This window comes from Perlucidibaca aquatica (assembly GCF_001676655.1).
GTDB lineage: Bacteria > Pseudomonadota > Gammaproteobacteria > Pseudomonadales > Moraxellaceae > Perlucidibaca > Perlucidibaca aquatica.
This window is the reverse complement of sequence record NZ_LZDB01000001.1, coordinates 696,995-720,876: the sequence shown is the minus strand read 5'-3', so window position 1 is coordinate 720,876 and position 23,882 is coordinate 696,995. Positions and strand designations below refer to the sequence as shown.

Annotated in this window: 23 protein-coding genes; 20 read left to right on the top strand and 3 right to left on the bottom strand. The window is 57.8% G+C overall.

Translation table 11 applies throughout. From position 1 onward, the window contains the following. Nucleotides 1-5: 5 nt before the first annotated feature. Nucleotides 6-515 carry a shikimate kinase AroK gene (gene aroK, locus A8710_RS03500; RefSeq protein ID WP_406609587.1) on the bottom strand — a complete coding sequence of 170 codons (510 nt, stop codon included), beginning with the start codon at nt 513-515 and terminating at the stop codon, nt 6-8. Further along, nucleotides 448-1,833, bottom strand: a complete 1,386-nt coding sequence (locus A8710_RS03495; protein WP_198341603.1) for a secretin N-terminal domain-containing protein — start codon at nt 1,831-1,833, stop codon at nt 448-450. The genes aroK and A8710_RS03495 overlap by 68 nt, the downstream gene beginning before the upstream one ends. Nucleotides 1,834-1,979: 146 nt before the next feature. Between A8710_RS03495 and A8710_RS03490 the strand changes: the two genes are divergently transcribed. After that, complete coding sequence (locus A8710_RS03490) at nt 1,980-4,433, top strand: penicillin-binding protein 1A (RefSeq protein WP_068858071.1); 2,454 nt, start codon at nt 1,980-1,982, stop codon at nt 4,431-4,433. A 19-nt stretch (nt 4,434-4,452) separates the two neighbouring features. On the opposite strand, the gene A8710_RS03485 is transcribed toward A8710_RS03490, so the two are convergent. After that, nucleotides 4,453-6,648, bottom strand: a complete 2,196-nt coding sequence (locus A8710_RS03485) for a primosomal protein N' (RefSeq protein WP_068858070.1) — start codon at nt 6,646-6,648, stop codon at nt 4,453-4,455. Between the two features lie 244 nt (nt 6,649-6,892). On the opposite strand from A8710_RS03485, the gene rpmE reads away from it, so the two are divergent. The 19 genes from rpmE (at nt 6,893) to A8710_RS03390 (ending at nt 23,865) form a co-directional block, all read left to right on the top strand. Further along, nucleotides 6,893-7,108 (top strand): 50S ribosomal protein L31, encoded by a 216-nt coding sequence (rpmE, locus tag A8710_RS03480; RefSeq protein WP_068858069.1) that lies wholly within the window; start codon nt 6,893-6,895, stop codon nt 7,106-7,108. 150 nt (nt 7,109-7,258) lie between these two features. After that, entirely contained in the window at nt 7,259-9,061 is a 1,803-nt protein-coding gene (gene argS / locus A8710_RS03475; protein WP_068858068.1) for an arginine--tRNA ligase, read from the top strand. Continuing rightward, complete coding sequence (locus A8710_RS03470) at nt 9,061-9,735, top strand: SPOR domain-containing protein (protein WP_068858067.1); 675 nt, start codon at nt 9,061-9,063, stop codon at nt 9,733-9,735. The genes argS and A8710_RS03470 overlap by 1 nt, the downstream gene beginning before the upstream one ends. Continuing rightward, entirely contained in the window at nt 9,732-10,256 is a 525-nt protein-coding gene (gene hslV, locus A8710_RS03465) for an ATP-dependent protease subunit HslV (RefSeq protein ID WP_068858066.1), read from the top strand. The genes A8710_RS03470 and hslV overlap by 4 nt, the downstream gene beginning before the upstream one ends. Before the next feature lie 5 nt (nt 10,257-10,261). Continuing rightward, nucleotides 10,262-11,623 (top strand): ATP-dependent protease ATPase subunit HslU, encoded by a 1,362-nt coding sequence (hslU, locus tag A8710_RS03460; RefSeq protein WP_068858065.1) that lies wholly within the window; start codon nt 10,262-10,264, stop codon nt 11,621-11,623. Between the two features lie 40 nt (nt 11,624-11,663). Continuing rightward, complete coding sequence (locus tag A8710_RS03455) at nt 11,664-12,437, top strand: FFLEELY motif protein (protein WP_082968620.1); 774 nt, start codon at nt 11,664-11,666, stop codon at nt 12,435-12,437. Between the two features lie 78 nt (nt 12,438-12,515). Next, nucleotides 12,516-13,352, top strand: coding sequence for a bifunctional demethylmenaquinone methyltransferase/2-methoxy-6-polyprenyl-1,4-benzoquinol methylase UbiE (gene ubiE, locus A8710_RS03450; RefSeq protein WP_406609585.1), 837 nt, complete (start codon nt 12,516-12,518; stop codon nt 13,350-13,352). A 30-nt stretch (nt 13,353-13,382) separates the two neighbouring features. After that, nucleotides 13,383-14,021: a ubiquinone biosynthesis accessory factor UbiJ gene (locus A8710_RS03445; protein WP_068858064.1), complete on the top strand. Its 639-nt coding sequence runs from the start codon at nt 13,383-13,385 to the stop codon at nt 14,019-14,021. Continuing rightward, nucleotides 14,018-15,586 carry an ABC1 kinase family protein gene (locus A8710_RS03440; RefSeq protein WP_068858063.1) on the top strand — a complete coding sequence of 523 codons (1,569 nt, stop codon included), beginning with the start codon at nt 14,018-14,020 and terminating at the stop codon, nt 15,584-15,586. Before A8710_RS03445 ends, A8710_RS03440 begins: the two co-directional genes overlap by 4 nt. Nucleotides 15,587-15,636: 50 nt before the next feature. After that, nucleotides 15,637-16,020 carry a phosphoribosyl-AMP cyclohydrolase gene (hisI, locus tag A8710_RS03435; protein ID WP_068858062.1) on the top strand — a complete coding sequence of 128 codons (384 nt, stop codon included), beginning with the start codon at nt 15,637-15,639 and terminating at the stop codon, nt 16,018-16,020. Then, the gene (locus A8710_RS03430) at nt 16,017-16,349 is read left to right on the top strand and encodes a phosphoribosyl-ATP diphosphatase (RefSeq protein WP_068858061.1); all 333 of its coding nucleotides are present in this window, start codon (nt 16,017-16,019) and stop codon (nt 16,347-16,349) included. The genes hisI and A8710_RS03430 overlap by 4 nt, the downstream gene beginning before the upstream one ends. A gap of 29 nt (nt 16,350-16,378) precedes the next feature. Beyond that, a complete protein-coding gene (gene tatA / locus A8710_RS03425; protein ID WP_068858060.1) occupies nt 16,379-16,621 on the top strand; it encodes a twin-arginine translocase TatA/TatE family subunit in 243 nt (80 codons plus the stop codon). A 3-nt stretch (nt 16,622-16,624) separates the two neighbouring features. After that, a complete protein-coding gene (tatB, locus tag A8710_RS03420) occupies nt 16,625-16,921 on the top strand; it encodes a Sec-independent protein translocase protein TatB (protein WP_068858059.1) in 297 nt (98 codons plus the stop codon). Further along, the gene (tatC, locus tag A8710_RS03415) at nt 16,918-17,679 is read left to right on the top strand and encodes a twin-arginine translocase subunit TatC (RefSeq protein WP_068858058.1); all 762 of its coding nucleotides are present in this window, start codon (nt 16,918-16,920) and stop codon (nt 17,677-17,679) included. The genes tatB and tatC overlap by 4 nt, the downstream gene beginning before the upstream one ends. Nucleotides 17,680-17,805: 126 nt before the next feature. Then, nucleotides 17,806-18,894: a hypothetical protein gene (locus tag A8710_RS03410; RefSeq protein WP_068858057.1), complete on the top strand. Its 1,089-nt coding sequence runs from the start codon at nt 17,806-17,808 to the stop codon at nt 18,892-18,894. Nucleotides 18,895-19,009: 115 nt separating this feature from the next. Continuing rightward, nucleotides 19,010-20,101: a hypothetical protein gene (locus tag A8710_RS03405; RefSeq protein ID WP_157686263.1), complete on the top strand. Its 1,092-nt coding sequence runs from the start codon at nt 19,010-19,012 to the stop codon at nt 20,099-20,101. A 52-nt stretch (nt 20,102-20,153) separates the two neighbouring features. Next, nucleotides 20,154-20,822 (top strand): fimbria/pilus periplasmic chaperone, encoded by a 669-nt coding sequence (locus tag A8710_RS03400; protein ID WP_068858055.1) that lies wholly within the window; start codon nt 20,154-20,156, stop codon nt 20,820-20,822. Further along, a complete protein-coding gene (locus A8710_RS03395; RefSeq protein WP_068858054.1) occupies nt 20,819-23,113 on the top strand; it encodes a fimbria/pilus outer membrane usher protein in 2,295 nt (764 codons plus the stop codon). The genes A8710_RS03400 and A8710_RS03395 overlap by 4 nt, the downstream gene beginning before the upstream one ends. Next, the gene (locus tag A8710_RS03390; protein WP_068858053.1) at nt 23,113-23,865 is read left to right on the top strand and encodes a hypothetical protein; all 753 of its coding nucleotides are present in this window, start codon (nt 23,113-23,115) and stop codon (nt 23,863-23,865) included. Before A8710_RS03395 ends, A8710_RS03390 begins: the two co-directional genes overlap by 1 nt. Nucleotides 23,866-23,882 lie beyond the last annotated feature (17 nt).

The following is a 23,882-nucleotide window of genomic DNA, read 5'->3' as shown; positions in this document are numbered from 1 at the left end:
GCGCCTTAGCGTGCACCTAATTTCTGCAAAATATGCCATGCCACTTCCCTCGCACTGACACGCTCGGTGGGCATGATGTAATGAGCCACTTCACGGTACAACGGGTCTCGTTGCTGCAGAAGCTCAGCCAAACGCGCCCGAGGGTCTGCCGTTTGTAACAGTGGGCGATTTTGATCCCGCGCTGTGCGCTCCAGCGAGCGTTCCACCGTGGTTTCCAAATAAATGACGGTGCCGCGCTCATGTAAATGGCGGCGATTGCTCTCACGCATGACCGCTCCACCGCCGGTGGCTAACACCACATGACGGCGCTGCGTGAGCACATCAATGACATGTTCTTCGCGCTGACGAAAGCCTTCTTCACCTTCGATATCAAAGATCCACGGAATGTTTGCGCCTGTACGCGCCTCAATTTCATGGTCGGAGTCTAAAAACTCCCAATGCAAGATTTCAGCGAGCTGCCGCCCGATGGTGGTCTTGCCCGCGCCCATGGGCCCGACCAAATAGATGTTTTGAATAGGTGTTGGCAGCATCTGAAGTCTCAACCGCCCGCGGATAGGTCTGCGGCGCTGGCCATAAGCCAGACGCACTCAACACCCGTGGCGTAACAAAAATAAGTAGCTCCTGCTTGTCTTCGCGAACCTGATGGCGTCGAAACAAGTAGCCCAATAACGGGATATTACCCAGTACTGGCACCTGACTGACAGAGCGAACCGACTGAGTACGAAAAATTCCGCCCAACATCAGGGTTTGGTTGTCACCTAAACGCACCTGTGTTTTCAGCCGATTGGTCTCGATTGCTCTTGCGCCGCTGGCCTGAATTTCGCCTGGGCTGTCGTGCTTTAGCTCAAGATCCAGCACCACTTGGCCCTCTGCCGTCACACTAGGCGTAGCCTCTAGACTGAGCTCAGCATTCACAAAGCGCGTGGTGGTCGCGCCACTATGGGTGGTTTCTTGATAGGGAATTTGCTGGCCCGAGGCGATTAGGCCCTTTTGATGCTCTGCCGTGAGCACGCTGGGCCTCGCTAAAATATCGCCCTGGCCAGTGCTTTCAAGGGCAGATAACTCCACATCTAAAGCATGGCCGCTTAATCCCAGCACCCCATAGCGCAGCGCTGACACTTCAGCGCCGGGCGCCGTTAGTGGCACTTTCCCCGTCCATTCCGGCCCGCTGACTTGCCAGCGCGCTCCCAATGCCTGCGCCTGTGTCCGTGATACGGCGACCAACCGTGTTTCTACCAACACCTGACGCGATGGCTTATCCAGCTGACTCAGCCAACCCTTAAGCTGCAGGAGACGTGCGGCGGTATCGGTCACGATTAGGGTATTGGTACGCGCATCCACATCGACGCGACTTCGAGGCCCGAGCATGCGCTCATTCGCACCTGCACTCAGCCATTTCGCTATATCACTGGCTAGCGCATGCTGTAGCAACAGCAGCTGCGTTTCTACCGGCACCTGCATTTCTCTAGCCTGCTGCCCGGCCAGCTGCTGCTTAGCCCACTGCGCCGCATCTTCGCCGGTCCCGACCCACCAAAGCTTTCGCTGGGATGGCAACCGATGCTCTTGCATCACCAGTCCGCGCGCTTGAATCAACGCCAACAAGGCCTCTCGCGGCTTTTCCGGTGACAGCTTAAAGCTGACCCGCCCTTGAACGCCGTCAGCGAGCAGCAGGTCGCAACGCGCACTTTCGGCCAACTGAAGCAGCAAAACCCTGAGGTCCACATCGGCAACCTGGGCGCTGAGAGTGTTCTCACGCCCCGCCGCAAGGCCGGCCACACTAATAAAAGCCCATACCAAGCCGCACACTGCTGCGCGTACGATCCCTGTTCTCATGCTGAACATCCCTATCCACGACATCCTGTCGCCCATGAGATGTAGCAACGAAGTGGCATTTACGCAAACACGCAGGCACGCTTTTCTTCCTCGCCTTATACTGCGCTCCACAAGTCCTAAGTTTGGACGTTTCACGAGAGCTTTGCATGACTGCTGCAGCTTCCCCCTTTCGCCTGATGCGCTGGCTCGGGCTTGCATTAACCGGTATCACGCTGGGTGCCAGCGGCTCCTACCTCGCCTTAACGCCACAACTGCCGGATATTTCCACGCTGAAATCCGTGGAATACGAAACGCCGCTGCAAGTCTTCTCTCGTGACGGCAAACTCATTAGCGAATTTGGCGTTAAGCACACCATCCCGCTGAAATACAAAGAGATTCCCAAGCCCTTTGTGCAAGCTTTTTTAGCGGCTGAAGATGATCAATTTTTCCAGCACGATGGCATTGACTACGCCGGCCTCGGCCGCGCCTTCAGTGAGATCCTCACCACGGGCAATATCCGCTCGGGCGGCTCCACCATCACCATGCAGGTAGCGAAAAACTACTTCCTGAGCTCGGAGCGCACCTTTAGCCGAAAGTTCACCGAGCTGATGCTGGCTAAGCGCATTGAAGACTCGCTCAGCAAAGAGGAAATTCTTGAGCTATACCTGAACAAAATTTACCTCGGACAGCGCGCCTACGGCATCGGAGCCGCCGCCAAAATCTATTACGGCAAATCCGTGCAGCAGCTCACGCTGGCCGAAATGGCGATGATCGCCGGCCTGCCAAAAGCCCCCTCCAAGTACAATCCGGTGAGTAACGCTGAACGTGCGCTGATTCGTCGTAACTGGATCATTGGCCGCATGCTCAAACTCGGCTACATCAGCAAAAAAGCCCACGATGCGGCAATTGCCGCGCCGGTCGCGCTTAATTTCAAGGCCAGCATGCAGGATGTGCAGGCACCTTGGCTGGCTGAAATGGTGCGCGAGTCGTTGCTTGAGCGTTTTGGCAAATCCGTTTACGACACGGGCTACAAGGTCTATACCACGGTGGATTCACGCAACCAGAATGCTGCGAGCGCTGCGGTGATCAGTGGCTTGCTCGCTTATGACCAACGCCACGGCTGGCGTGGCCCCGAAGGCAATGGCGACTTAGCGGCGCTGAAAAAGCTGAGCCGTGTGGGTGGGCTTGAGCCCGTGCGGGTGGCCACGGTGAACGCCCGCAGTATCGTCGTGGAAATGCGCTCCGGCGAGCGTGTCACCATTCCCTGGGAAGGACTGCGCTGGGCTCGCCCCTACATCAACGTCAACAGCATTGGCGCTGCGCCAACGTCGGCCAGCAGCATCGTGAAGGTCAACGATTTCGTGCGTCTGCAAGCGGTCGGAAAATCTTGGCGACTGGCGCAAATCCCTGCCGTGCAGGGCCAGCTCATTGCCATGAATCCGGACTCTGGCGCGGTCGAGGCGATTGTGGGTGGCTTTGACTTTAGCCAAAGCAAATTTAACCGTGCGGTGCAAAGCTGGCGTCAGGCGGGCTCCACCATCAAGCCACTCATTTATGCCAAAGCGCTGGAAAGCGGCTATACCCCACTCAGCATGATTGATGACTCGCCACTGACTTTTGGCGACTGGTCACCCAGCAACTCCGACGGCGAGTTCATGGGCCCGATTACGCTGCGCCGCGCCCTCTATTTGTCACGCAATTTGGTGTCTATTCGACTGCTGCAAGCGGTGGGTGTGGGCGATGCCCGCGAGTACCTAAGTCGTTTCAGCCTGGAAAAATCCCGCATGCCGCAGGACCTAACTTTAGCGCTGGGCTCCGCTGAAGTGCTACCCATTCAGATGGCCACGGCCTATGCCAGCATCGCCAATGGCGGCCTGCGCGTGAACCCTTATTTCATCGAGAAAGTTGTCGATCGATACGGCAAAGTCGTCTTTCAAGCAGAGCCCAAGCGCGTTTGTCGCCCTTGTGAACTCCCTTTGCCCGCTCCGGTGGTCACGTCGGATGGTCGCGTTGAGCCTAACGAAGTCATCCCCGGCGTAACGCCTCCGACCACGCCCAGCAGCAGTGGCAATATTTCAGGTCAGGGCAACAGCATCAATGTCGTGGCCCCCACGCCGGAAGCTTATGTGCCTGCCCACCCGGTGGCTTTGCGCATCATGCGGCCACGGGCGGCACGCCAGATGTATTCGATTTTGCAGGATGTGATTCAGCATGGTACTGGGCGTGGTGCGCTGAGCTTGGGCCGCGCCGATTTAGCAGGCAAAACAGGTACGACAAATGATGCCCGTGATGCTTGGTTCGCCGGCTTTAATGCACAAATGGTGGCGGTATCGTGGGTGGGTTTTGATGAACCGAAAAGTCTCGGCAAGGTCGAATACGGTGGCTATGCCGCACTGCCCATCTGGAATCAGTACATGGCCACTGCGCTGCGCGGCATCCCATTCAGCATGCCTCCCAACCCGGCAGGCTTGTCGTCTGTTCGCGTGAATCGCATGACCGGCCAACAAGCTGACGCTTCTGACCCGGAAGCGATTGACGAGCTGGTGCCGACGGAACAGCTGCCCAACCCTGCCAGCACATCGCCCGTACCACTGCCAGCACCTGAAGTCATTATGCCCTGAGGTACTTCCGCAGGAGCCGCTACTGCAGCTCCTGCGGATCCACGTCAATTGACCAACGCACTTGCCTCGCGCTCGGCAACGCATCCAGCCAAGGCACTAATGTCGCCAGCAAGGCATGCAAGGTCTTTCGGTCGTCAGCTTTAAGTAACAGGTGCACCCGATTCAAGCCGGCTTTGCGCGCCATCGGCGCCGGAACTGGCCCCCACGCTTGCACACCGTACTTGCCCTGCACAATCTCTACTGCCGCTTGCTGCAGGAAGGTCAGGGGCAAGTCTGCTCGGGTCGCCTCCGCCCGCAGCAAGGCCAAATACCCAGCCGGTGGCAGACCCAAGAGCTGACGCTCATTCAACAGCGCCCGCGCAGCAGCAATGTAGCCCTGCGAAAGCAGCGTCACCAACAGTGGATGCTCGGGCTGATGGGTTTGCAGCCACATTTGCCCCGGTTTATCACCCCGCCCGGCGCGCCCGGCCACTTGCACTAATAACTGCGCCAAGCGCTCACCGCCGCGAAAATCCGCACTGAATAAGGCGCCATCCACATCGGGAATCAGCACTAGGGTGACGCGGGGGAAATGATGCCCTTTGGCGAGCATTTGCGTGCCCACCAAAATGGCCGGACCGGGCTTATGGATTTCATCAAGCAAGCCTTGCAAGGCCCCCTTACGGCGCGTGCTATCTCTATCCACGCGGTGAACAGGAATGCCGGGATGGGCCGCGATTAAGGCTTGCTCTAATCGCTCCGTGCCCACACCCACGGGGCGCAAATCGCTGCTGTTACAGGTCGGGCAGTGACGCGGCGGTGCTTGCTCATAGCCACAGTGATGGCAGTGCAAACGCACGGGATCGCGGTGCAGCGTGGGGCGCGCATCGCAGCGGCTGCATTCGGCCTGCCAGCCACAATCATGGCAGAGCATGACCGGTGCAAAGCCCCGTCGATTCATAAACACCAGCACTTGCTCACCACGCGCCAGGGTTTCCGTGATCGCTTGGCGAGCCGCAGCGCATAAACCATCCTGAACGGGCTGGCCGCGTAAATCGAGGCAACGCACCACAGGCGCTTGCGCACCGCCCGCACGCTGAGTTAGTGACAAACGCTGGTAGCGTCCCGCCTGAATATTGGCTATGGACTCCAACGCGGGTGTGGCCGAGCCCAACACAATGGGAATGTTTTCCAGTTGCGCCCGCCGCACCGCAACGTCGCGCCCGTGATAGCGAAATCCTTCTTGCTGCTTAAACGATAAATCATGCTCTTCATCGACAATGATCAGGCCGGGTCGAGCCATGGGCGTGAATACCGCCGAGCGGGTGCCAATAATCAGACTGACCTCTCCCGCTCGTGCAGCACGCCACGCACTCAGGCGTTCATTGTCGGTCAGACCAGAATGCAGAACGGCGACAGCACAGCGAAAGCGCGCCCGAAAACGCGCCACAGTTTGCGGGGTCAGGCCAATTTCGGGCACCAAGATCAGCACCTGTTGACCCGCCTGCAAAACACGCTCGATGTGCTGTAAATACACCTCGGTTTTGCCGCTGCCTGTGATGCCCTGCAACAAGGTCACGCGAAAGCCCGTTTGTGCAGCAAGCAAAGACAGTGCCGCCGCTTGCTCGGTATTGAGCGATAACGGAGCCTCTGCCAATAGCGGCGTCACGGCCATGGCTGTAGCAGGCTCAGCCAACTCAATTCGCTCAACTAGTTCTTTTTCTTTTAGCGCCAATAGCGCCTCACGACTCACGCCCAAGGCCTGCAACGCGGTACTGCTAAGGCCCTGCAGGTGTTCGTTCAGCACCTGCCACGCCTGTTGCTGCCTTGCGGCTCGGCGCAGCCCGTCAGGCACAAGGGCCCTACCTCGCGCCGTTAAGCGCCAGACTTGCGGATGAGGCGCCAGCAAGGGTTCGCCCTGACGAATCAGTACGGGCAGCATCTGACTCAAGGCATCGCCCAATGGATGCTGATAGTACTGTGCAGCCCAGCGCGCCAGCGTCCAAAGCGCCGGTGGCAACGCCGGTTCGATATCGAGAACCTCGGTCACCGACTTTAATTTCGCGGCGGGCACATCACTTTCGCTCACCACATCTGTAACCAAGCCGATCAATGCCTGACGTCCAAACGGCACGCGCACGCGCACGCCCGCTACCGGAGTAGCTGCGCCGGCCGGAAGGCGGTAATCAAAGACTTGTCGCAAGGGGGATGGCAGCGCCACCTGTAATAATTTCATCTCGCAAGATTACCACCGCCACCGACGGCTGGCTGTGGCGATCCGCGTCACCACTGAGTGAAAAGTGTACTTGGCCAAAAAGCAGACATCTTGTAGAATCCGCCACCTTGTTGTGCCCCGCTGAAACGAAGCGACAGTTTCGGTAGGCCAAAAGAATGGATTGATTTCGTACCTCTGCGTTTGCGTTTCACGCCCGCGAGGACGGCGAAGTCACCCGCCCCGTTCTTAACTAGAGGAATTTACTATGCGCGCCGATATTCATCCGCGTTACGAAGAAGTGACTGCCACTTGCTCCTGCGGCAACACCTTCAAAACCCGCTCCACCCTGTGCAAGAACTTCTTGATTGATACTTGCTCCGCTTGCCACCCGTTCTACACCGGCACGCAAAAGGTCGTCGACACAGGCGGTCGTATCGACAAGTTCAAGCAGCGCTTTGGCGCTCGCAGCTTCGCCAAGTAAGCACTGGCAGAGGCCGATCACTGTTAGGGTGATCGTAAAAGGCGAATACTCGGAAACGGGTGTTCGCCTTTTTTATTGGTACAATCGCGCCCACTTAAGCGCCCACAGGGCAGCTTGCTGACTAGCGCGTGACCCGCTTTGGAATAAATGATGAAGTCTGCACTCGAAAACCTGTTAACCACAGCCCTCGACACCCTGCGCGCCGACGGCGTTCTGCCGGCAGATTTCAGCCCGGCCATTCAGCTCGATCGCACGCGCGACAAGGCGCATGGCGATTGGGCCACCAACCTCGCGTTGGCCAGTGCAAAAGCCGCTGGCCGCAAGCCACGCGAGATTGCCGACGCCATCGTCGCCGCCTTACCCGCCAACGTCGTGGTGAGCAAGGTCGAAATTGCCGGCCCCGGCTTCATCAATTTTTTCCTTGCGGGTGCCACCGAATTTGCCGTGCTCAGCCAGATCTTCGCTGACGCTGCCAATTTTGGTCGCACACCGCGTCGCCAGCAGAAGCTGCAGGTTGAATTCGTCTCCGCCAACCCGACCTCCTCGCTGCATGTTGGCCATGGTCGCGGTGCCGCCTACGGCATGACCGTGGCTAACCTGCTCGATGCCGTCGGTTACGATGTGCAGCGCGAGTACTACGTTAACGATGCGGGTCGTCAGATGGCCATCCTCGCCACCTCGACCTACCTGCGCTATGTTGAATCGCATCCGGTCGAGTCCGGCATTGCCGCCGGCGCGGCGTTCGTGTTCCCGAGCAATGGCTATCGCGGCGATTACATCCGCGACATCGCCGCCAGTGTCACCGCCACACACGGCGCGACGCTGGTAAAGCCAGTCGCCGATGTGTTTGCGAATGTCCCGGCCGATGCCGTGAAAGATGCCGCGGGCGAGGTCATTTCCGGCGACAAGGAAGCTCACATTGACGGCCTCATCGCCAATGCCCGCGCCCTGCTCGGCAGCGACGGCTACGATGTATTCTTCCGCGCCGCGCTGGACAGCATCCTCAGCGACATTCGCGAAGACCTCGGCGAATTCGGTGTGCATTACGATGAATGGTTCTCGGAAAAGACGCTGGAAACCGACGGTTCCATCGAGCGCGCCGTTGCCCGCCTGACGGCCAATGGCCACACCTATGAAAAGTCCGGCGCGATCTGGTTCCGCTCCACCACGTTTGGTGACGACAAGGATCGCGTACTGGTGCGTGACAACGGCCAGGGCACTTACTTTGCCTCCGACGTGGCTTATCACCTGAACAAGTTTGAGCGTGGCTTCGACCGCGTAGTGAACATCTGGGGTGCTGACCACCACGGCTACATCACTCGTGTGAAAGCTGCGCTGACCGCCCTCGGCCTCGATGCCGGCAAGCTCGACGTGCTGCTGGTGCAGTTCGTGTCGCTCTGGCGTGGCGGCGAGCAGGTGCAGATGTCGTCGCGCTCCGGCCAGTTCATCCCGTTGCGCGAGCTGCGCGAAGAAGTTGGCAACGATGCCGCGCGTTTCTACTACATCACGCGCAAGAGCGAGCAGCACATCGACTTCGATCTCGACCTCGCCGTGTCGCAGAGCAAGGACAATCCGGTCTACTACATCCAGTACGCTCACGCCCGCGTCTGCTCGATGCTGGAGAAGCTGACCACGCTGGGCTGGACACTGGATCGCGATGCCGGCCTGGCCGCGCTGGATCGCCTCGACAGCGATGCCGAACGCGACCTCGCGAAAGCCCTGCAACGCTATCCGGAAGTGCTGCTGAAAGCGGCCGAGGCCTACGAGCCGCATCAGCTCTCGAACTACCTGAAGGAGTTGGCCAGCGAGTTCCACGGCTGGTACAACAGCACCAAGGTTTTGGTCGATGACGAGCCGCTGCGTCAGGCCAGACTAACGCTCAGTCTCGGCGTGCGCCAGGTCATCGCCAACGGCCTTGGCCTACTCGGTGTGGCTGCCCCGGAACGCATGTAATGAGTCGCCCGAATCCGCCTCGCGGTGCTAGTCGAACGCCCCGACCCGTTGGCAAGCCCAACAACACCGGGCGTGGCGGGCGCCGCACAACCAAGGCGTCTCCCAAGTCGTCGCCGGCGAAAAAACCTGGTCTAAAAAAAGGTCGCCTCGTGCTGGGCTTGATTCTGCTTGCAGGTCTGATTGCACTCATTGTAATGCTGATGAAAAAGCCGGCCCCGCCGGTGGCCACGGTGCCGCCAGCCCTTGCCGAAGCTACACTGAAAACGCCTGAATCTGCGCCGAAACCAGCGGAACGTTTCGCTTTTTATGAACTGCTCCCGCAGCAAAAAGTACTGCCCACGCGCACACCGGAGGCCAGACCGGCCCCTCGTCCCACGGGCGACACAAACGCGCCTTCGGAAGCGAGCTACTGGCTACAAGCCGGCGCGTTCAACAACCCCAATGAGGCCAATAGCCGCCGCGCCGCGATCAGTGCACTCGGCCTGCCCGCACGCATTAAGACGCATCGCGAAGGCGGCGCATTATTCCAGCGCGTTCTGGTCGGGCCATTCAATCAATTGGAGCGTCGTGACTTAGCGCGGACCAAGCTTAGCGAAGCCGGGCTGGATGCCATTCCCGTCAGCGCTCCCGTACAAAGTTCACTGCCCGCCCCATCGGAGATTCGTCAGCCATGACCACCATTCTCTCTGTCCGTCGCGGCAACACCGTGGTCCTCGGTGGCGATGGTCAAGTCTCACTCGGCAACACGGTCATGAAGGGCAACGCCCGCAAAGTGCGCCGCCTATACAAAGATCAGGTTCTAGCCGGTTTCGCCGGTGGCACGGCCGACGCCTTCACGCTCTTCGACTACTTCGAGGCCAAGCTGGAAAAGCACAGCGGCCACCTCGTGCGCGCTGCCGTAGAAATGGCCAAGGACTGGCGCACCGATCGCACACTGCGCCGGCTCGAAGCCCTGCTCGCCGTCGCTGACAAGCATGCCTCGCTGATCATCACCGGCAATGGCGACGTGCTAGAGCCGGAACACGGCATCATCGCCATCGGCTCCGGCGGCAACTATGCCCTCGCCGCCTCGCGCGCCCTGATCGATCACAGCGAGCTGTCGGCCGAAGAAATTGTCAAATACGGGCTGACGATGGCCGGAGACATCTGCGTCTTCACCAATCATCAGCACACGCTCGAACGACTCGACTGGTAAACCCTATGACCGCCATGACTCCGCGCGAAATCGTGCACGAACTCGATCGTCATATCGTTGGCCAAAGTGGCGCCAAGCGCGCCGTCGCGCTGGCACTGCGCAACCGCTGGCGACGCATGCAGCTGGCCGAGCATCTGCGCCCGGAAGTGACGCCAAAAAACATCCTCATGATCGGCCCCACGGGTGTTGGCAAAACTGAAATCGCTCGCCGTCTCGCCAAGCTCGCCAACGCGCCGTTCATCAAGGTCGAAGCCACCAAGTTCACCGAAGTCGGCTATGTCGGGCGCGATGTTGAAACCATCATCCGCGACCTTGCCGACATGGCGCTGAAGATGATGCGTGAGCAGGCCATCGCCGAAGTGGGCCAGCGCGCCGATGAAGCTGCTGAAGACCGTATTCTCGATGTGCTGCTGCGACCGGCACGCGCCGCCAGCACCGGCTGGGACACTACCGAGCCGGCTCCGGCCAGCAGCAGTGATAACGCCACACGCCAGCTCTTCCGCCGCAAGCTGCGTAATGGCGAACTCGATGAGCAGGAAATCGAGATTGAACTCAGCCCGGTCGCGGCCTCGGTCGAATTGATGACACCGCCGGGCATGGAAGAAATGGGCGGCCAGCTGCAGAAGCTATTTGCCGGTCTCGGTGGCGGCAAAAGCAAGAGCCAGCGCCTGAAAATTCGCGATGCGCTTAAACGCGTGCGGGAAGAAGAAGCCGGCAAGCTGGTCAGCGAAGAAGATCTGAAGGCCCGCGCGCTGCATGCCGTCGAGCAAAACGGCATCGTCTTCATCGACGAGATCGACAAGGTCTGTCGTCGCGGCGAAACCTCGGGCGCGGATGTGTCACGCGAAGGTGTGCAGCGCGACCTGCTGCCGCTGATCGAGGGCTGCACCGTCAACACCAAGTACGGCATGGTGAAGACCGATCACATCCTGTTCATCTGCTCGGGCGCTTTCCACCTCGCCAAGCCCTCGGATCTGATCCCGGAGCTGCAAGGTCGTCTGCCCATTCGTGTGGAATTGGAGGCACTGACTGCCAATGATTTCGAACGCATCCTGACCGAGCCGAACTTTTCGCTGACCGAGCAATATGTGGCGCTGCTGGCCACCGAAGGCCTGCAAATTCGTTTCGCGGACGATGCCATTCGCCGGCTCGCCGAAGTGGCATGGCAGGTAAACGAACGTACTGAAAATATCGGTGCGCGTCGCTTGCACACGGTGCTTGAACGTTTACTTGAAGGCATCGCTTTTGATGCCAGCGACCTCGGCGCGAAGCAAGCAGGCCAAGTGCTCACACTCACCAGCGCCGATGTGGATGCCCAGCTCGGCGCACTGGTTCAGGACGAAGACCTGAGCCGCTTTATTTTGTAATGCTTTTTTGAATGCACCCTTGCTGCAATGGAACTGAATCATGAGTCGCACTGCTGTTGCTGAACGCTACGAACTAAACATGGAAGAGACTGACATGCTGCCGCCACGGATCGATGAAACACAAACCGCCGCCGATCGCATCCGGCACGGCATTGCGCGATACCGCTGCTGGCAGCGCCAGGGCAATGACGCGCTTAACGCTCAGGTTTTGGTCGTGCAGCAGCTGCAAATCGCCCGCCTGCGTCGTACCCATGAAAGCCTGCTCGCAGACGACCGCTTCCGCCCCATCACCGAGTTTTTTCTCTGTGAAATCTACGCCGGCCTTGACCTGGACGAGCTGGCTCGCGAAATCGAAAAAGCCCTGCCGGTAGCCACTCGCATGCTGCCCGATTCCGTGCTGCGCACCGCAGCCATTGCCGTAGAAGCCAACGCTCTGACCGGTGAGCTGGACGAAGAAGTGGCCCTGTGGCTGCATGCCGCTGGCATCACCGAGCCCACAGACAGCGACCTCATTGCCGCCTACCGTCGCTGTGATCAAGACGTGGCGAGGCGCGAACAAATGCGCCTGCTGCGTGAGCTCGGCTTAGGCCTGGATCGCTATGTGCGCTCGCGTCTCATTACGGCCACCTTTAAGATGGCTGCGCAACCCGCGAAAATGGCGGGCCTCGGTGGCCTCTATGACTTCATGGGTAAAGGTTTTGCTGTGATGAAGCCAATGAAGTCTGTCGCCGACTTTCTCGATGATTTTTTGGGTCGCGAGGCTCGTATCCTCGACAAGCTCAACACAGACTGCGACGATCCCTTCGCGGTTTAATCCGATTGCCCGTTACGCTGCCCTTAGAGATTCGCCATGAGCCACCGCCGACCCGATCTGCCTCCTGCCAACGGCCCCATGAGCCGAGGCGAATCTGTGGCAGCGACCTCGCCGTCGCCAAGTACTAACAGCACGGCACCCCGCTCGCCCACCCGCTCGCCCACACAGGCCTCAGGTGAAGTCACTCATTTCGGCTATCAGACCGTGGCGCGCGAAGAAAAGGCCGGCAAGGTCGCCGAAGTTTTTCACTCGGTGGCGGCCAAGTACGACATCATGAATGACCTTATGTCGCTGGGCATTCACCGTCTGTGGAAGCGCTTCACGGTGGAGATGTCTGGTGTTCGCCCCGGTCAACAGGTGCTCGATATTGCCGGCGGCACCGGCGATCTCGCCCGCGCCTTTCATAAAGAAGTGGGCCCCACGGGGCGCGTCGTGCTCGCCGATATCAACTCGTCCATGCTCATGGTTGGCCGCGACAAGCTGCTCGATGTTGGCGTGGCGGGGCAGATCGAATTTGTGCAGGCCAATGCCGAATGCCTGCCGTTCGCGCCGGGCAGTTTCGACCTCATCACCATCGCCTTTGGTCTGCGAAATGTCACCGATAAAGATGCCGCGCTGCGCTCCATGTACCAATCGCTAAAGCCGGGCGGCCGATTACTCGTGCTTGAGTTCAGCAAGCCCGTGGCCGAACCGCTGGCGAAGATCTATGACGCCTACTCCTTCTCGCTGCTACCCATGATGGGCAAGCTCGTGGCGAACGACTCCGAAAGCTATCGCTACTTAGCGGAATCCATTCGCATGCACCCGGACCAGAACACGCTGAAAGGCATGATGGAAAATGCCGGTTTCGAGCGTTGCGATTACCACAACCTCACCGGCGGCATTGTCGCCCTGCACCGCGGCTTTAAGTTCTAAGCCCGCGCCATTCGAGAACAGGACCGCTTTATGCCATCGCTACCCTACATGCTTGCCCTGCGTGGACTAGAGTCGCTGATCAATCAGGCGCTACGCTTTGATCCAGCAACACAGCAGCGTCTGAATGCACTCGCCGGGAAAAGCCTGTTCATCGAAACCCAGTCGCCGGCTATTTCGGTGATGGTACAAATTCGAGAAAATCGTATTCGCTTGCTAGCCGAGTGCGATCAAAAGCCACACGCCACCATCGAAGCCGAAAGTGTGGCGCTGCTTAAATTGGCACTGTCTAAACAGCCGCAACTGATTGGCGGGCCGCTGCGTGTGCACGGCCAAGTTCAACTCATCGAGCAGTTGCACAGCATCGCGAAACAACTCGACATCGACTGGGAAGAGCCACTGGCCATGCTGTGGGGCGATGTGGCGGGTCATCAGCTCGGTCAGCAGTTGCGTGGTCTTTTCAGCTTCGCGCAGAAAACCGCGAAAACGTTTCTAATGAACAGCAGCGAGTATCTGCAAGAAGAACAAGAGCTCTTGCCGGTGCGCTGGGAAATCAACGAGTTCGTGCAGGAAAGCGAAGACCTGCGCGCCGATGTGGAGCGCCTGGAAGCACGCCTGCAACGCCTGCAGCAGCGAGTCAGCAAGCTCACCACCACGGAGCTGGCTCCATGATTCGGCACTGGCACCGTCTGCTGCAGCTCTGGACCGTCGCTGCGCGCTATCGCCTCGATACCCTCCTGCCGCCCCCGCCCACGGCTGCTGCGCGTCTGGCTCTGCTGGCCTTCCGCCTGCATCCAGCTTGGTGGACAGCCAGCGCGGCCGCGCAAAACCCGGCCCGCGTCCGCCTCGCCTTTGAGGCGCTCGGCCCGCTGTTCATTAAGCTTGGCCAGCTGCTGGCGACACGCCGCGACCTGCTAGACCCGGCCTTGCTCGATGAGCTGGTGCATCTGCAGGAAAACGTGCCGCCGTTCCCGACCATCGAAGCCAAGGCGATTGTCGAGCGCGAGCTGGGCATGCCGCTGGCACAGGCGTTTGCCCGCTTCGATGACGCCCCGCTGGCCGCGGCCTCCATCGCTCAGGTGCATACTGCCGCGCTGCCGAATGGTCGCGAAGTCATCGTTAAGGTGTTGCGACCCGGCGTAGCAGATCGCATCCGCACCGACATGGCGCTGCTGAAAGACCTAGCCGCGCTCGCTGAAGCGCAATTTGATCTGCGCGTGATTCCGCTGTCGCGCATCGTCAGCGACTACGAACGCACCCTGCTGGACGAAACCGATCTCGCCCGCGAAGCGGCCAACACGCGTCAGCTGCGCGCCAACTTTGTCGGCTCGTCCTTGTTTTATGTGCCGGAGGTGTATGACGCTAACGGTAGCCGCGAAGTGATGATCGCCGAGCGCATCGAAGGTGTGCCGATCAGCGATCACGCCACTTTCGCCCGCCTCGGCATCGACCGGGAGCGCCTCGCCAACAAGGGCCTGACCATCTTCTTTACGCAGGTCTTCCGCGACAACTTCTTCCACGCCGACATGCACCCCGGCAATGTCTATGTCGAGACCGGCAACCCGGCCGATCCGCGTTTTATCGGCCTCGATTGCGCCATCGTCGGCTCACTGCCGCCGGACGACCAACTGACCATCGCGCAGATCCTGCTTAGCCTGATTCAGAGAGACTTTAACCAGCTCATACGCACCGCCGCACAAGCGGGCTGGGTGCCTGCCGGCGCGCCGCTGGACTTCCTCGCGCAGGAGGTTCGTCGCCTCGTGGAGCCAGTGCTGACGCAGCCCATCGACCAGATCAATCTGGCACCGATTCTTGCCGGCCTGCTCGACATGGCGCGCACACACGGCCTGCAGATTCCGCCGCAGCTGGTACTGCTGCTGAAGACGCTGATTCACATTGAGGGCCTAGGGCGAGAGCTCTATCCTGCATTGGACATCTGGAGCCTGGCGCAGCCGCTGCTAAAGCAATGGATGACCGATCGCATCGGCCCGAAAGCCCTGCTTAAACGCTTCACGGAAGACACGCCGATCCTGCTTGCTGGCCTGCCCGAGCTGCCGCAAATGGTTTTCGATGCGCTCACGCAGATGCGCCAAAACGGTCAATGGCAAAGCCGCCAGATCGCCGAGTTGAAAGCCATTCAGCGTCAGTTAAAAATCCAGCATCGCCGCAGCAGCCTGCTGAGTTGGGCCACACTGATTGCCGTGGCCACCTTGTGCTGGCAAGTGCTCACGCAATAAGGCGCTTTCCGTTATGCTAAAGCCCTGTTTTGGGGCAAGTGAGACGCAAAATGAATTGGTTAGATGCCATCAAATGGGATGCTAACGGACTGGTCCCGGCCATTGCCCAAGATCACGTCACGGGCCGTGTACTCATGGTGGCGTGGATGAATCGTGAAGCGTTGGCGCTCACCGTCAGCGAGCAGAGGGGCATCTATTGGTCGCGCTCCCGCAACAAACTCTGGCGCAAAGGCGAAGAGTCTGGCCACGTGCAATTGCTGAAAGAGCTGCGCTTGGACTGCGATGGTGATGTGCTGGTGCTGCAAGTGGAGCAATTAGGTGGGATCGCCTGCCATACTGGGCGCGAATCTTGCTTTTACCAACGCTATGAAAATGGCGCATGGCAGGTAGTAGATGCCGTGCACAAAGACCCCCATGAGATTTATGCGTCATGACTGATGTATTGAGCCAACTCGCTGCCGTTCTGGCAGAGCGTAAACTCGCTTCGCCAGATAGCTCCTATGTGGCCAGCCTGTATCACAAGGGTCTGAACAAGATCCTAGAAAAAGTGGGCGAAGAATGCACAGAAACGCTGCTGGCAGCGAAAGATGCTGAGCACAGTGGTAACACCGACGAGCTGGTCTATGAAACGGCGGACCTTTGGTTTCATACGCTGGTCATGTTGAGTCAGCTTAATGTGCACCCGGATGCGGTGCTGCAAGAGCTGGCACGTCGCTTCGACCTTTCTGGGCTGGCCGAAAAGGCTGCCCGTCAATCCTCTTAACCTATATGCCCTCGGGCTTGGAGTAGAAAATGTCTGGACTCTCACTACCACACATTCTGCTGTTACTCGGCATTGTTATCTTGGTCTTTGGCACCTCTAAACTGAAAAACTTAGGCAAAGACCTGGGCGGCGCCATCAAGGGCTTTAAAGAATCTATGAAGGGCGAAGATGAGCCGGTTGCACCAACCCCGCCGCCCGCTCAGATCCAACAAGCACAAACACCACCTGCTCAGCCCGTGCAACAGCCGACTGACCAGAAATCGGGCCAATAACCCATGTTTGATGTGGGCTTTAGCGAGCTTCTTCTGCTCGCCGTCATTGCCTTGGTCGTGCTCGGCCCAGAGAAGCTGCCGCATGCTGCGCGCATGACCGGCGCTTGGGTGGGCCGTATCCGCCGCATGATTGTGAGCGTGCAAGCCGACATTGAGAATGAAGTGGCTGCCGCTGAAATGCGTGAACGCATTAAGCAAGAAATGGAAAAAGTGAAAGCGGCATCTGGCCTAGATGAAGCTCAAGACGCCCTGAATACCGCACTCGAAGCCCCTAAGCCCGAGCGCATTGAGAAGCCATGACCTCGCCAGCTGAACTACCACCCACTGAAATGCCATTGGTCACGCATCTGATTGAACTGCGTACACGACTCGTGCGCGTGGTCATTGCCTTGATCGTGGTGTTCTTTTCGCTGGTGTATTTCGCTAACGATATTTATGCCCTGCTGTCTGCCCCATTGCGCGCACTACTTCCGCCGGGCAGCACCATGATTGCCACCGATGTGACCTCGCCTTTTATGGCGCCGTTTAAGTTAACGTTTTTTGTGTCGCTGTTTGCCTGCGTGCCCTACATCCTGTTTCAGCTTTGGGGCTTTATTGCACCGGCGCTCTACACCCATGAGCGACGTATAGCGATTCCCATTGTGCTCTCAAGCATTCTGTTGTTTTACGCGGGCGTGAGCTTCGCCTTCTTCATTACACTGCCCGCCATTCTTGGCTTTTTTACCAGTGTTGGCCCCGAAGGCGTGGCCATCATGACCGACATTAATCTGTATTTGGATTTCGCCCTAAAGCTCTTCCTCGTTTTTGGCATCACCTTTGAAATACCCGTCGCGGTACTGGTGCTCATCGCGGCGGGCGTCATGGAAAGCGCCACCTTGGCTGCTCAGCGCCGCTACATCATTGTTGGCTGCTTCTTTGTGGCCATGTTTCTGACCCCGCCTGATGCGCTGTCAATGACTATGCTGGCCGTACCCATGTGGCTGCTATTTGAAGTGGGCCTGTTTGCTGGCAGCCTGCTTGAAAAGCATCGCAAGAGAACAAACGAGGCATCTTCGTAACAAACTACAACATCCTGTATGACTCCTGTTTCGTTTTGTATCTGAGCACTAAAACGACCAACAATTCCTCTACGATCGCCCTGTAATTCAATAACGAATAACGTGAAATATCACGAGGGGCATATCATGAAACTTCCATTATTAGCGCTTGCTGTGGCCATTAGCTTGGCGGGTTGCACAGGCAGCGAAAGCACATCGACGACTTCATCAAACAATAACTCTGGCGGCGACAGCTCTAACTCTGGCGGCACCGGCACAAGCGGCGGAACAGGTGGCGAGACCACCACGCCCCCAGCACCTGTGGCTAAGATTGGTATTGAAGGCCCTGCAGACCCAGTGCAACAAGCCCTATCTGAACAGCTTTTCGGTGCCCTCATCGAGGGTGCTGCGCCCGCCGACGAAGCCTCACCTCTGCCTGTAAAGCTTGCTGGCGTGCTCACCTGTGTCGATAACACTGTGTCATTGCGTGCACTGGATCTGGTTGACGCGCTCGCCGCCGACGGCGCAGCCGGCCCAGATGCCCTGACCGCACCTCAAAACAGCCAAACGCTTCAGGCGGCACAAGCACTGGTGTCAGCCGCTGGTGGCCTGATCGGTTCGCTAGCCGGTCAAGCCGGCTGTGATCTCGCCGGCATTCCTGGCCTACCCGGCCTGCCTTCCGGTGGCGGAGCGCCCAGCGACCTCCCCTTCTCCCTGGAAACACTCACGCAACAAGCCGAAGCCATCCGTGCGATTAGCGTTCAGCTGCGTAATGCCGCCAGCCAAGCCAGCGCAGCACCGCTCGTTCCTGAGGCCTTAGAACTTGTTGCCGATGCCGTTGATGATGCGGTGACGGTGCTTCAACAGGGCACGAATGCTGCCGGCTACCAAGTTGCCGTTACTCAACTCGTTGAGAACTTAGCAGCTAATCTTCAGGCCTTACCTGCTGCACTCGCTGGCGGCGGCCTGCCTAGTGGCATACCTGGCCTTCCATCGGGTGCCCCAGGTGCTGGTGAAAACCCACTTAAACCCTTAACAGATTTGCTGGCCAACATTCCCGGCCTTAACCAACTGCCACTGAGCTCGTTACCACTAAGTGGCTTACCGTCAGGTGCTCCGGCCATCCCTGGGGCACCGGCCATTCCCGGCGCTGATGCGTTGTCACCGGCTGGCTTGAAAGCGGCCCTGAGCGCCATCCCTGGCCTCGGCACCTTGCTGGCCATGTTGCCTATCTAGGGCGCAAGCGAGGCTTTAGTGGCATGAAAAATCCCAGCATCTGCTGGGATTTTTCATTAAATTCGTCGCATTGAACTAAAAACAAACAGTTACGTTTAATTACAAAATCTATACATTGAAATTACAAAAAGAAACTGGTACACCTGCGATCAGGAGAAAAAAATACATACGGAAGTGGCCCAATAATAAAATTATTCAGGTAGTTGCCATGAAACGTACCGCTCTAACACTTGCCATTCTCGCCTTATCCACGTCTGCTTTCGCTGCAGAAACTCCAAACGCTATTTACGATAGCGCCAACACAACTACAGCCACATTGGCAGCACAGCCAACTGCCATTCCCGTAATTGGTCCAGGCGTCGCTGATGGCGCAAGTCAGCTTCAAGAAGCATTCTTTAGCGAAACCGTTGGTCCAACACCGGTTCCAAACCCCGCATTTTTAGCAAAAGAAGCAGCAAACACTGCAGCAGACGCGCTACTTGAAAATGCACCTGAAGAATTCCCCGCTGCAACCGGCGACACTGCGCTCTCCACCCTGATTGGTGATGGTGTATTCGGTGCTGCATCGGCTGCTATTGCCCTGCCGGCCGCTTTTGCTGCTGCCGCCACCGAACAAGACCCCGCCCTTGCTGCTGATGCGGTTGTTGCTGTACCAGCGGCTTTAATTGCTGGCTTAACAAGTGCAGCTGGTGCATTAGGAGCCCCAGAAGTACCCGGCCTGCCTGGTGGTGAAGAGCCAGCACCGGCGACACCATCGGTAGCCATTAGTGCTACGGGCTCAGCGCCAGCTGCGGCTGAGGCCTGCGTGGTTGCTTCTACTCCAGTGGCCTTCAGCTTTGGAACGGGCAGCTCCTATGCCGATTTTGAAACTCGTGCTTTGGGTAATGCGCCAATCACCGTATCTTGTGGAGCAGACCGCGCCAGTTCAGCAACTGTCTTTTTATCAACCACAGATACGGCAACACCTACCGCTGCCACTGACACAGTGTCCGGTAAAGTGGGTGACGCAGTGACAACATTTACCATTAAACAAGCGGGTGCGAGTGCTGCAGAAGACACCGCGATTGGCTCCGAAAGCGCAGGCACAGTGGCCGCTGCTGGTAGCGTTGATTTTGATCTAGCAGCAACCTACGACAAGGCTGGTGCAAAAGCCGGTGGCGCCATCAGCTTTGACGCTGGCTCCGCTATCTACGTTGTTATTCAGTAACCTCTGATGAAGTGTGTCCACCTCAGGGTGGTCACACTTGCAGCCTCAAATTATGCTCAAGCTTTTATCCATTCTTTTGCTTATCTGCAGTACTACCGCGTCTGCCAAATTCGAAATCTCTGAAAAACGCATTTTTTTCTATAGCCGAGACAATAGCTCAGGCTTCACCTTGGTCAACTCTGGCACCCAGCCTCAAGAATACATACTCAGCACGCAGCACTGGGGCCATCAAGCCATTAACCAAGTCGCTGACCTCATTGCTTACCCTCCAGTCTTCACCTTAGCGCCAGGTGAGAAACAGCGCGTTCGTCTGTTACTGCGCGATAAAGACAAGCTAAAGTCACCCATTTTTTTTCGGCTACGCCTTCGCGAACAAGTGCCTAATGAAATACTGACTAGTAGCCAGCTGCCTACCGTATTTAGCTTTCCCGTCTACTACGTGGACCACGAGGCGAAGGCATCGTTGCGCGTGGCAATTGCCTTTGATGCTCGAACTGGCAAGCCCGCCAAGGCCATCGTGAACAACAACAGCAATACCGTCGCGCACATCACAGCGGTCCGAAATGGACGCAATGAAGTGGCACCACTCGACTTAGTCTTGCGCAGCGAGGAGACCTACGACTTCCTTTTCGCAGACACGCCCTTACCCGTAAGTTTTCAGCTGAAAAGTGGGGCTTGGTTCACGGAGACCGGTGTCGTGGCCAAGCGAAATACTCCATGATTTTTCGCCGCGCAACGTTAGCCACCGGGGCCTTAACCCTCGCCGTGTTGGCCGCCACACAGGCTCATGCCTCCATGGCCGTAGCGGTCTTGCTCACGATTGATGACCAGCCAGCGCGTGGCTTAGTTCTAGAACAAGCCAACGGCATTTTATTTATCGCGGAAAAGGACCTACCCACGGCCTTAATCAGCCCGCAAGCGTTTCGTGATCTGCCCCGCACGGAGCTGCCGAAATGCCCTGTTTGCATACCCATCAATGCCTTGGGTCAATACAGCGAAAACCGTAACGAGGCTAGCGCCAACCTCAGCCTGTTTAATCAACTCAAGCCGGTGAAGTCCTTTGATGTGAGTGGTCGTCCGTCGGCAGCCACCGTGCCCGTGCAACAAGGTTTCGCCCTGATTAACCAGTTTAGCCTCTCCGCGCGTGATAGCAGCGAAGACGGTAAGAGCTACCTCGGGCTGATGGAGAACCGCTTAAGTCTGGGGCCTTTAGGCACACTGACCACGGGGCTTCGATACCTAGACCAAGCGCAGGCGGATCAAGCAGAAATTCAACGTCTTGCGTCGAGCATCACCAAGCACTGGGTCGATCAACAACTCAGTATTGATGTGGGCGATGTGCGTACGGATGTAGATCGCAACGAATCCGGCCTGAGTCTGCTGGGTCTTCGTTTTTACCGTAATTTCGCCACACGCCCGGACAAACTTGCCTCCCCCAGCCTAGATTTTTATACCAATCTGGAACGGCCCTCGGTTATTTCTCTGTTCCAAAATAATCGCCAAGTCTTTCAGCGTGAAATCAATGGCACGGGCCCCGTTCAAATCAGTGACTACCGTCCCGGTGGCAGCGGCGAAGTGCTGCTCGTGGTCACCGATGCCTTGGGTAGCGAACGTATTGTTGCGACCGATTTTTACCAAGATGGCGGCCGCCTTGATGAAGGCCTGTTCGATTTTGGCATCAGCGCAGGGGTACTTAGCCAAACCAACGAAAAGCCGCTTCGCAGCCTCGGCTATGGCGTTCGCGGCAGCTACGGCCTCACCCCTTTACTCACCGTTGGCAGCTTTTTGGAAGGCTTGGCGGTAGACCCGCGCGATGAGCTGAATTTACCCTATCGTTATAGCTGGTCTATGGGCTTGCGAGCTGCTCTAAGCTCCTCGCTAGGGGCGTTTGAACTGAGTGGCCGAAGCATTCAAGACAACCGCCAAGTGCATGCGGGTTACAGCACAAAATTGAATTGGCGAATTGTTGAACCATTGAGCTGGGGGGCCATTTCAGTGGGTGCCACCGGCATCATGGAAGAGGACTATCGCAGCTTACTCGGCGAGTCTCGCGATCTTTCCGGCTGGCGCAGCTACGCCACCCTAACCACGCGCTTAGGTTTTCTTTCGGCGAACCAATTCGCCTTCCGTGAACAGCAAGGCTATGGTGCCAGCGTAGGCTTTCGACTGGGTCCCGTTAGCACACAACTCGCCTGGCAAATGATTGATGACGTGGGGCAATTTGGGAGCATTGGCCTGAGCTTACCTTTAGAGCGCATACGCTCTGTAGTCGGTACGCGCGTCCGATTTGATTTAGAGAGCGGCGAAGAAAATTACCAAGTGACCGCTCGCACCAGTTCCAAAGATAGCCGCATTAACCTCAATTTAAGCGGTTCTGAATCCTCAACCTTGGAAAAAAGCAAAGCCCGCTACGAAGGCGCGCTGTCTGCACGAGGCGACTTTGTTTCCGGTAACTATCAATACCGCTACTTTGGTGGCGAAGACGAACACCTCATCAATATCGGCAGCACCTGGTATGTAGGCCCACAATTCAGCACCGGCTGGGCGCTCAATGTGCCTTCCAGCTATGGCTTGGTTACTGTCGACACGGGTGTGGGCGATATCGCACTCAGTAGCGGGCCTTATCGCACCACGTCCAACTCGCGAGGACTGGCGACCCTCCCGGTTCAAGCGTTTACTGAAGAAAGTGTTCGAATCGAAGAGTCCTCTTTGCCGTTGGGTGCCACGCCCAATGAAGCACGTAAAAAAATCGTGGTTTTGCCGGGCCAAGGCGCTAAATTACAACTCCCCATCCAATCGGCTGGCGCTTTTCTAAAGCTGCCGGGGTTGCGCACGGGGCATATTGTGACTGTTAATGGCTCACCACTCCCTGCGTATGACTTTGGTGTGTATGTGGAGTCTTTGCCACTCGGGGAAAACCGCATGACACTGGGTAAGAAGACCTATCGCTTACGTTTGGATAAGCCCTTAAGAGGGCTACCGACTCTCCTTATCACGGAGGAGGTCAAGTAATGCGCCACCCGAGCATCCGCTTTGCCTTAGCGCTGAATGCCTTGCTCTGGGTATCTCTGGGTCACGCCCTCAATGTGCCGACTCCCATTACGCTGCCTACACTGCCTACGCCGCTGATGCCCTCTGCAGCTCTGCCGTCGACGCCTACGCTACCCTTGACACCACTGGCCAATGGCGTAATCGACACCGCTCACCAAACCATTTTTGCCACCGGACGAGGCTCGGCCGTCTGGCAGGTGTTGCCGATGGCGACTCTACAGCCCTTAACTCAGGGGGCAGATCAATTCTTTCGCACCGATCTTGAGGGTCGCCCTCTACTAGAAAGCACACCCGTACTCGCGGCAGCCCCCAAACCCGCCAAAGCCATTCTTGGCACGCCTTGTTTTATCAATGCCGGCGGCTTTGGTTTAGCGCTCAATTTCGATGAAATTCCGCGCCAGCAAAGCGTTGATCTGGCCGAAACCACGCTGGTGACGGTGTGCCCTCCCGGCTATCGCTTTCGCTACATCACCACCTTGAATCAGCTACCCACACGCGCCCTGTCGGCCACACTAGGAAAAACTCAACGTGTGGCATTAGAGCTTTTAGAGAATGGTGGTCTACATGTATCAGAGAGAATCCATGTGGGTACCGGAAAGCCAGAATCGCTTCGTATATATGGTCGCTTGAGTACGCCACAAGGCGATCGCTTTCAAGCCGGCCCTCTCGTGTTAGACCCCAGCTCTGAACTGAGCATAAGCCCTGAGAAATAGTCCACCACTTTCGCAGT

What these genes read in the sequence shown, in the direction of transcription:
- A8710_RS03495 (WP_198341603.1), bottom strand. Translation starts at nt 1,833, where the DNA reads ATGAGAACAGGGATCGTACGCGCAGCAGTGTGCGGCTTGGTATGGGCT.
- A8710_RS03490 (WP_068858071.1), top strand. Translation starts at nt 1,980, where the DNA reads ATGACTGCTGCAGCTTCCCCCTTTCGCCTGATGCGCTGGCTCGGGCTT.
- A8710_RS03485 (WP_068858070.1), bottom strand. Translation starts at nt 6,648, where the DNA reads ATGAAATTATTACAGGTGGCGCTGCCATCCCCCTTGCGACAAGTCTTT.
- rpmE (WP_068858069.1), top strand. Translation starts at nt 6,893, where the DNA reads ATGCGCGCCGATATTCATCCGCGTTACGAAGAAGTGACTGCCACTTGC.
- argS (WP_068858068.1), top strand. Translation starts at nt 7,259, where the DNA reads ATGAAGTCTGCACTCGAAAACCTGTTAACCACAGCCCTCGACACCCTG.
- A8710_RS03470 (WP_068858067.1), top strand. Translation starts at nt 9,061, where the DNA reads ATGAGTCGCCCGAATCCGCCTCGCGGTGCTAGTCGAACGCCCCGACCC.
- hslV (WP_068858066.1), top strand. Translation starts at nt 9,732, where the DNA reads ATGACCACCATTCTCTCTGTCCGTCGCGGCAACACCGTGGTCCTCGGT.
- hslU (WP_068858065.1), top strand. Translation starts at nt 10,262, where the DNA reads ATGACCGCCATGACTCCGCGCGAAATCGTGCACGAACTCGATCGTCAT.
- A8710_RS03455 (WP_082968620.1), top strand. Translation starts at nt 11,664, where the DNA reads ATGAGTCGCACTGCTGTTGCTGAACGCTACGAACTAAACATGGAAGAG.
- ubiE (WP_406609585.1), top strand. Translation starts at nt 12,516, where the DNA reads ATGAGCCGAGGCGAATCTGTGGCAGCGACCTCGCCGTCGCCAAGTACT.
- A8710_RS03445 (WP_068858064.1), top strand. Translation starts at nt 13,383, where the DNA reads ATGCCATCGCTACCCTACATGCTTGCCCTGCGTGGACTAGAGTCGCTG.
- A8710_RS03440 (WP_068858063.1), top strand. Translation starts at nt 14,018, where the DNA reads ATGATTCGGCACTGGCACCGTCTGCTGCAGCTCTGGACCGTCGCTGCG.
- hisI (WP_068858062.1), top strand. Translation starts at nt 15,637, where the DNA reads ATGAATTGGTTAGATGCCATCAAATGGGATGCTAACGGACTGGTCCCG.
- A8710_RS03430 (WP_068858061.1), top strand. Translation starts at nt 16,017, where the DNA reads ATGACTGATGTATTGAGCCAACTCGCTGCCGTTCTGGCAGAGCGTAAA.
- tatA (WP_068858060.1), top strand. Translation starts at nt 16,379, where the DNA reads ATGTCTGGACTCTCACTACCACACATTCTGCTGTTACTCGGCATTGTT.
- tatB (WP_068858059.1), top strand. Translation starts at nt 16,625, where the DNA reads ATGTTTGATGTGGGCTTTAGCGAGCTTCTTCTGCTCGCCGTCATTGCC.
- tatC (WP_068858058.1), top strand. Translation starts at nt 16,918, where the DNA reads ATGACCTCGCCAGCTGAACTACCACCCACTGAAATGCCATTGGTCACG.
- A8710_RS03410 (WP_068858057.1), top strand. Translation starts at nt 17,806, where the DNA reads ATGAAACTTCCATTATTAGCGCTTGCTGTGGCCATTAGCTTGGCGGGT.
- A8710_RS03400 (WP_068858055.1), top strand. Translation starts at nt 20,154, where the DNA reads ATGCTCAAGCTTTTATCCATTCTTTTGCTTATCTGCAGTACTACCGCG.
- A8710_RS03395 (WP_068858054.1), top strand. Translation starts at nt 20,819, where the DNA reads ATGATTTTTCGCCGCGCAACGTTAGCCACCGGGGCCTTAACCCTCGCC.
- A8710_RS03390 (WP_068858053.1), top strand. Translation starts at nt 23,113, where the DNA reads ATGCGCCACCCGAGCATCCGCTTTGCCTTAGCGCTGAATGCCTTGCTC.